The sequence below is a fragment of the Tetragenococcus muriaticus DSM 15685 genome (genome assembly GCF_000423785.1).
GTDB lineage: Bacteria > Bacillota > Bacilli > Lactobacillales > Enterococcaceae > Tetragenococcus > Tetragenococcus muriaticus.
In genome coordinates this window covers 1-8530 of record NZ_AUIQ01000073.1, presented here as the reverse complement: position 1 = coordinate 8530, position 8530 = coordinate 1, and the positions used below count along the sequence as shown (strand labels likewise).

Annotated in this window: 4 protein-coding genes; 3 read left to right on the top strand and 1 reads right to left on the bottom strand. The window is 36.0% G+C overall.

What is annotated here, in order from left to right:
- The first annotated feature begins 605 nt into the window (after window positions 1-605).
- A complete protein-coding gene (metG, locus tag G577_RS0109415; protein ID WP_028790976.1) occupies window positions 606-2618 on the top strand; it encodes a methionine--tRNA ligase in 2013 nt (670 codons plus the stop codon).
- 297 nt (window positions 2619-2915) lie between these two features.
- On the opposite strand, the gene G577_RS0109410 is transcribed toward metG, so the two are convergent.
- Window positions 2916-5561, bottom strand: coding sequence for a cation-translocating P-type ATPase (locus G577_RS0109410; protein ID WP_028790975.1), 2646 nt, complete (start codon window positions 5559-5561; stop codon window positions 2916-2918).
- A gap of 390 nt (window positions 5562-5951) precedes the next feature.
- On the opposite strand from G577_RS0109410, the gene G577_RS0109405 reads away from it, so the two are divergent.
- Together G577_RS0109405 and abc-f are read left to right on the top strand one after the other, a co-directional pair.
- Entirely contained in the window at window positions 5952-6374 is a 423-nt protein-coding gene (locus tag G577_RS0109405; RefSeq protein ID WP_028790974.1) for a hypothetical protein, read from the top strand.
- A gap of 270 nt (window positions 6375-6644) precedes the next feature.
- The gene (abc-f, locus tag G577_RS0109400) at window positions 6645-8135 is read left to right on the top strand and encodes a ribosomal protection-like ABC-F family protein (protein ID WP_028790973.1); all 1491 of its coding nucleotides are present in this window, start codon (window positions 6645-6647) and stop codon (window positions 8133-8135) included.
- The last annotated feature ends 395 nt before the right edge of the window (window positions 8136-8530 follow it).

Genomic DNA, 8530 nt, shown 5'->3' with positions numbered 1-8530 from the left:
TTGATTTGCATAGGCCTAGTTCAGTGCGCCTATTTTTTAGTGGTAGAGTAACAATAAATTCATTTTTTATCTTGACTCTTTACCACTATGCTTTAACCAAATATATCATCATATATTTGGTAATATTTTAGCATATTTTTTATCACATATGGTTTTATTAAAAGATAAAAAACAGGACTAAATTAAAGAAAAATAAAAGTGTATAGAAAAGAGCAAGCTTTCGGTCCCTTTGGACTTGTCGTAACCCTATCCAAAATAGCGCAAGTAAAAGGAATATGCGCAAAATTAAAACGATAGGTAAAAAGAAGGATAACCATTCTTGAACGTTCATGAAAGCATAAATTTGTGTGTAAAAATTACAAAATAATGTATGCAAAATGGTAAGTATAAAAAAGATAAAGACGTGTTGTTTTTGTTTTTTTGTCATAAATACTCCTTAAAAATTTAACTAATGTTATTATAGCAAAAGTTTCTTACAACGCAAAAAAATACTTTTGTAGTTAAGAAAATAACGAATCATCATTGAAAAAGGTAGAACAGGTCAAGTAAAATTATGTTATACTATGAAAGTATGAACTCGTTCTTTAAAGGAGGAACATGGATACATGGGGGAAAAGGGAACATTTTATATTACTACGCCGATTTATTATCCTAGTGGTCAATTACATATTGGAAATTCCTATACAACTATTGCTTGTGATGCGATGGCCCGTTATAAACGATTAATGGGCTTTGATGTGTTTTATTTGACTGGTGTAGATGAACATGGAGAAAAAATAGAAAAAACAGCTGAAAAACTCGGGGTAGCCCCTCAAGATTATGTTGATAAAATGGCAGTAGATATAAAAAAACTATGGAAGACTTTAGGTATTAGTTATGATAAGTTTATTCGTACGACAGATGACTATCATCAAAAAGCTGTCCAAAAGATTTTTCAGCAATTACTAGATCAAGGAGATATTTATCTAGGAGAATACGAAGGTTGGTATTCTGTCTCTGACGAAGAATTTTTTACCGAAACTCAATTAGAAGAAGTTTATCGAGATGAAGAAGGCAACGTCATTGGTGGCAAAGCTCCTAGTGGTCATGAAGTTGAGTTGATTCACGAAGAATCTTACTTTTTCCGTATGAGTAAATACGCTGATCGACTTGTTGAATATTATGAAGAACATCCTGAATTTATCCAACCAGAGTCACGAAAAAATGAAATGTTACGTAATTTTATCGAGCCTGGTTTAGAAGATTTAGCTGTTTCTAGGACAACATTTAATTGGGGAATTCCAGTAAATTCTGATCCTAAACATGTGGTCTACGTATGGATCGATGCTCTGACTAATTATATAACTGCTTTAGGATACGCCTCTGATGATCAAACGAATTTTGAAAAATTTTGGCCAGCTGATGTTCATATGGTAGGAAAAGAGATTGTACGCTTCCATACGATTTATTGGCCGATTATGTTAATGGCTTTGGGTCTTCCTTTGCCAAAAGAAGTCTTTGGTCACGGCTGGTTGCTAATGAAAGATGGAAAAATGTCCAAGTCTAAAGGTAATGTTGTTTATCCAGAAATGTTAGTTGAACGTTACGGTTTAGATCCCTTACGCTATTATCTTTTGCGTTCCGTACCGTTTGGTAGCGATGGTGTATTTACTCCAGAAGACTTTATTTCTCGAGTCAATTATGATCTAGCGAATGACTTAGGTAATTTATTAAATCGAACTATTGCGATGATTAATAAATACTGTGATGGGATTGTGCCAGACTATGCTTCGAAAGTAACACCTTACGATAGTGAACTATCAACCACAGCTGCTAATGTTGTGGGACGTTATCGCGAAGCCATGGATAAAATGGAATTTAGCACAGCTCTTTCGGAAATTTGGACGCTTATTGCGCGAGCGAATAAGTATATTGATGAAACAGAGCCTTGGAAGTTGGCCAAAGAAGAAGATAAAACGGCTGAGTTAAATAGCGTAATGGTGCATTTAGCTGAAAGCTTGCGAATTACAGCTATTCTTTTACAACCTGTTATGATTGAAACTTCGACAAAGGTTTTCAAACAGTTAGGTTTAGATGAAGAGCCTAAAGGGTTACAGGAGTTACGTTTTGGCGAATTTCCTCATAACACAAAAGTTGTTGCTAAGGGAGACCCTATTTTTCCACGTTTAGACGCAGAAACTGAAGTAGCTTATATCCAAAACAAAATGGCAGAAGGTGCAAAAAGTGAGGATACTTCTGTTAAATGGGATCCTGAGCAAACAGAATTAGTGTCGGAAAAGAATAAAGAAATTAAATATGAAGACTTTGATAAAGTTGAGCTAAAAGTGGCTGAAGTCATTGATTGTAGAAAAGTGGAAAACGCTGATAAATTGTTGCAATTTCGCTTAGCTTCTGGAGATAGTCAGGATCGGCAAATCCTATCAGGAATTGCTGAATTTTACCCTGATCCCAATACATTAATTGGAACCAAAGTGGTCATTGTTGCTAATTTAAAACCGCGAAGAATGCGTGGACAAATTAGTCAAGGGATGATCCTTTCAGCTGAAAATCCAGAAACAGGCAAGCTACAAATTGTTGAAGCACCTAAGGGGATGCCTAATGGTGCAGTAATTTCTTAGTTTAATTCTGATAAAGAATGAACAATAATGAGAGTCATTTGTACTCTATTAAAAAGACTTAGTAAAGAGTCTGTGATTAAAAAAAGAAGCTGGGACATAAATAAAGACAAGACAAAAATACCCGAACTATATTTGATAAGATTCTCTAATTGTCGTAAATTTACGACGAGGACCTGCTGGACCGCAGGAGCAATCTCTCTTATAGTTCGGATATTTTATTATTAAGGAGACTTTTGTCCCAGCCTCTTTTTTTATTTAAAGATCGGGCTGGGTATTACTTGAGTAGACTATTAAAAGTTAGCTTCTGAAGTATTTATGATAAACTACTTTAACGATTTCCATCATTAAGATAGCGGCTAATGAAAGACCAGTTGCTATTGCCCATACACCTATTCCAAACGAACTTGGAATAGAAAAGATTGCCCGTACTCCAGGTAATGCTGTTATGCCGTAAAGAGTTAAACAAAAAGCAACAGCTGCTAATACATATTTATTTGTGGTAAAACCAACACCCAAAATGGTTTGTTGATTTGAACGTGCTGTGAAAGTTTGTAAGGTTCTAGATAAAATTAAAGTAGTAAATGCCATGGCAACACCCATTTCAACGCTATACTGTAAGCCAATTTGATGGGAGATAATAACAGCAATTCCGATAATTGAGCCGCGAGTAATGACTGAACGTAACGTTTCGCCAGCAAAAATACCTTCATTGACCGAACGTGGTTTTCGCTCCATGATACCTGGTTCTGAATTCTCCATTCCAAGCGCAATAGCTGGTAACGAATCATTGACTAAATTAACAAAAAGTAATTGTAAAGCAGTAAACGGATTTGGTAAGTCTAATATAACGGCAAATAAAATTGCGATAATTGCTCCAAGGTTCCCACTAAATAAATAAGCGATAGCTTTTTTTATATTGTCAAAAACAGTTCTTCCAACTTCTACGGCTCTTACAATCGAAACAAAATTATCGTCTGTTAAGATCATCGCAGAAGCGTCTTTACTAACGTCTGTGCCACTGCCCATCGCAATACCAATATCTGCTTGTTTAAGTGCAGGCGCGTCATTGACGCCATCACCAGTCATAGCTGAAATTTGGTTTTTAGCTTGCCATGCTTCTACAATACGAATCTTATTTTCTGGAGAAACACGGGCATAAACGGAAATATGTTCCAAATTGTTATGAAGTTCTTCTTCACTCATTTCATCAAGTTCTTGCCCTGTAACAGCGAAGTCGCCTTCTCCCATTAAACCAATGTCTTGTCCAATAGCTTCGGCGGTGGTTTTATGATCTCCGGTAATCATAATTGTCTTCATACCAGCTGCCTTGGTTTTTTTAATAGCGCCATAGACAGCTTCACGTGGAGGATCGATCATTGCCATTAAACCAACTAAAACAAGATCGTCTTCGTCATCAAAGCTTAACTTTTCTCTTGAGGAGGGCAATTTTTTATAACCAAAGGCAAGAACACGTAATGCTTGACTTGAAAAAGATTCGTTTTGGCTGATTAGTTGGTCATACCAAGACTGGTTTAAAGGCTGTTCTTTTCCGTTTACTAAAATATATTTCGCACGATCAAACATTACATCTGGTCCGCCTTTGGTTAATAGCAATCGCTCACCATTTACTTCATTTAAAGTGGACATCAATTTTCGATCCGAATCAAAAGGTAGTTCGTCAATTCGTTGGTTGGCTTCTTGAATTTTTTTACTTTCTGCTCCTTGTTTTTGCGAAAAGTTGATTAAAGCAATTTCAGTGGGGTCACCAATTTCATTTTCATCTGTGTTTATATAACTATCATTGCATAAGACTGAAATATCTAGTAAACGCTCTTTTGAAAAGGACCACTCGGCTGATTCATTGTTATTATCTTGCTCTTCTTGACTGGGAATAAAATAATCAACAACAGTCATTTTGTTTTTGGTTAATGTTCCTGTTTTATCGGTACAAATGATGCTCGTTGATCCTAAGGTTTCTACAGCCGGAAGTTTTCGAATAATTGCATGCTGTCTTGCCATTTTGTTGGTTCCAACAGAAAGAACAATCGTTACAATGGATTGTAGTGCTTCTGGAACGGCAGCAACAGCAATTGCAACAGCAAACATTAAGGCTTGTACCAATTCTTCTGTCAACTCAGTTGGTTGATCACCAAACCAAATTCTTGCTGCTTGGACGATAAAAATACCCACGGATAGTAATAAAATCCAAATACCTAGCTTTTTGCTAAAGGCGTCAAGTTTACGTTGAAGAGGGGTTTGCTTCTGCTCAGCTGTGTTAAGCATATCAGCAATTTTTCCGATTTCTGATTTTGTGCCTGTGGCTGTAACAACAAAAGTCGCACGGCCGTTTGTCACAAGAGAGCTGCTAAAGACAAGATTTGTACGATCACCAAGAGCTGCTTCTTGTTCAATGACAGCTTCTGTTTTATCAACAACTTCGGATTCGCCGGTCAGCATTCCTTCATTTACTTGAAGCGAACCATTTTCTAGAATTCGTCCATCTGCTGGAATATAATCACCTGCTTCGAGGAAGACGATATCGCCCGGTACAAGCTCGCGTGCAGGAACCGTCTTTTTTTCATTTTCTCGAATGACTGTGGCAACAGGTGCTGACATTTGTCTTAATGCATCTAATGAGCTTTCTGCTTTTTTTGTTTGAACGACGCTGATAACAGCGTTCATAATTAAAACAATCATGATTACGATGGTTTCAATATAGTCTCCTAATAAAACCTGAACAATTGCAGCAATTAAAAGAATAATCACCATTGCATCTTTAAAGGAATCAAAGAATAAGGACGCTATCGATTTCTTTTTTTCTTGTTCAATTTCATTTAATCCCTCAGATTCTTGGCGACGTTTAACTTCCTGTGTTGATAAGCCATTTGCATCAACATTTAATTGTTCTAAAACGGCTTCTTTTTCCTGCTGATAGTAGTTCATTGCCATCACTCCTTATTTTTTCCTGTTTGTTTTGCCAAAGCGCATAAAAAAGACCTTTACCAAATGTTTTCTGAATATCAAACTTCAGAAATGATTGGTAAAGGTCTTGCTAACAACGACATTTCGCATTGCCAATAATGCCGGAGATATGAAATCTCGTAATGACGACATTATTGCCAGAGCTACTCCCCTTATGTAGTTAAGTTTATGTTCTGTTAGGGAAAAAGTCAATTAAAATTTTCATTCATTAAAATATTCATGAATATCTTAATGAATGAAAGTTACATCGGATCATCACAATAAAACATGCTTTTTGTAAAATGCAGAGATTTGGTCTTTCCTAACTAGAAAAAACAAGGTAAAATTAACATAAAAAAGGAGCGTTTATTTGTGAAACCAAATCCTAATGTTTACGTGCAAAAGATTAATCAAGTTGTTAAAGATACAGAAGAAATCGGATCGACAATGGGGCCGTATTTTGAAGAAATTCGTGAATTAATTGATGCAGATCAAATTTCTGACTTGACGGAAGAAAAACAATTAGAAATTGTAGAAATTTTCAAAGAAGGAACGGCAAAATATCGTGATTTGCTTAGTTCGCTTTCCGAATTACGTGTACCTGCACGTGTGATTGGTACTCATAAAAAATTTGAGCAGTCCTATCAATCGTATGTAGATGGTTGCCAAGATATGATTGAAAGCATTATTAATGGAATCGATGTGGAAGCTTTTGACGCTGCTGAGAAAAAACAAGACGAAGCTTCAGACCGTATTGCTTTAACATTGCAAAAAATAACAAACCTATTGACCTAATGATTCGGTCATTATTGTTTGCTACGGTAAGTGATATGTGTTAAGTTAAATTTAATATATATAAAGAGAGGGATCTTCTATTGAAAAATTAAGTCGATTAGTTGGAAGCTGCAAATACACTAAATCTTTTATAAAGGGATTAGTGTGTGCAGATTTTCAAGGTCGGCTAATTTTCTTTGAAGGTCTTTTTGTATGCCTTTTTTGAAATGCTGTCCTTGGAAATAGGATTGGCATTTTTTCTTGCTTTTAAAGCAAGCCGAGGTGAAGATGATGAGTAAAATTGAGATTAAGAATTTAACGTTTGATTTTGACACTATGGCAAGTTTACTATTTGACCAAGCGAACTTGGTTATTGATACTCAGTGGAAACTAGGGTTGATTGGTAGAAATGGTCGAGGAAAGACAACCTTACTGCAGTTAATGTTGGGAGAATATGCTTATAGTGGAACGATTAAACACCAAGTGGAATTCACGTATTTTCCGCAAAAAATAACTGATAAAGCCCAATTAACCTATGAGTGTTTACAAGAGCTATCAATGTTTGCTTTATGGGAAATGGAGCGAGAGCTTAACTTATTACAGACAGATCCTGAAATTTTGTGGCGTCCTTTTGATAGCTTATCTGGCGGGGAACAGACAAAAGTACTGCTAGCTTTATTATTTGTTGACGATCAATATTTTCCTTTAATTGATGAGCCGACCAACCATTTAGATATGACTGCTCGTCAACAAGTAGCCGATTATTTAAAAGCCAAAAAAAGTGGCTTTATTGTGGTTAGCCATGATCGCGGTTTTGTAGATGAAGTTGTAGATCATGTGCTGTCAATTGAAAAAAGTCAGCTTGTATTATATCAAGGAAACTTTACTACTTATGAAGAGCAAAAAGAAAAACGTGATCGTTATGAACAAGAACAAAATCAAAAGCTGAAAAAAGAAATCGGACGATTGCAGCAATCAGCTGCGGAGAAAGCTGAGTGGTCACGTGGTAGAGAAAAAGATAAACAAGGAAAACCTACTGAAAAAGGTAGCGGCGCCATTTATGATACAGGAGCTATTGGCGCACGAGCAGCTCGCACGATGAAGCGATCTAAAGCTATTGTGAGTCGTATGGAAGAAAAAGCTGAAGAAAAGAAAGGTTTATTACATGATATTGAAGATGTTGACTCTTTAACAATAAACTATCAACCCTCTTATCATAAGCAATTACTTAAAGTTGAAAAATTGCAACTTAGCTATAAAGAACAACCGTTGTTTTCCCCTATTTCTTTTGAAATTGAACAAGGACAGCGTTTAGCGATTCAAGGAGCGAATGGTTCGGGGAAATCTTCCATTATTCAGTTTTTGTTAGATGAATTTACAGGAGTTGCTAGCGGGAAGGCAACATTTGCGCATGATTTAAGTATAAGTTATGTACGGCAAAATTATGAAGATAATACTGGAACGCTGCAAGAATTTGCTCAGGCGCATCATTTATCTTATGAAGAACTATTGAATAATTTGCATAAATTAGGAGTGGAACGAAAAGTATTTGCCAATCGGATTGAAAAGATGAGTTTAGGACAACGCAAACGAGTTGAGTTGGCTAAGTCATTAGCGACTCCAGCAGAGTTGTTTATTTGGGATGAACCATTAAATTATTTAGATGTGTTTAATCATGAGCAGTTAGAAGCTGTTATTCAAAGTGTGCAACCGTCTATGCTAGTTGTAGAGCATGAGGCGACTTTTTTGAAAAATATTGCAACCAATATGATTTATTTGTGATTTGTATTTTATAAGCACATAAGATTGACAAACTAGTGTGGTTATCGGCAAATAAGCACATAAGTACGAAAAAGTAGTGAGGTTAAATTCTCCTGAATGATTTCTAAAAATTTGTGGATAACTAATCGGGCCGGTCAACAGGGTTGTTGTTCGTGTTATTTTCTATTTTTACTGTCGATTTTGAGCCAAGTACAGGAAAGAACTACTGTAGAACGCTAAAAAAGGATAAAGTTCTTCCTAGAAGGTGGAAAATAAGCTTTTTATAAGGAAAGAGTGAAGTGAATAAGTTAAAGATTCAATCGCTGAATTCGCGTAAGGACTTCCCAGAAAAGCGTGTTATAAACGTTGGTACTAGAAAGGTGAACTTGAATTTTTCGCGCATGTTCCGTGACTCT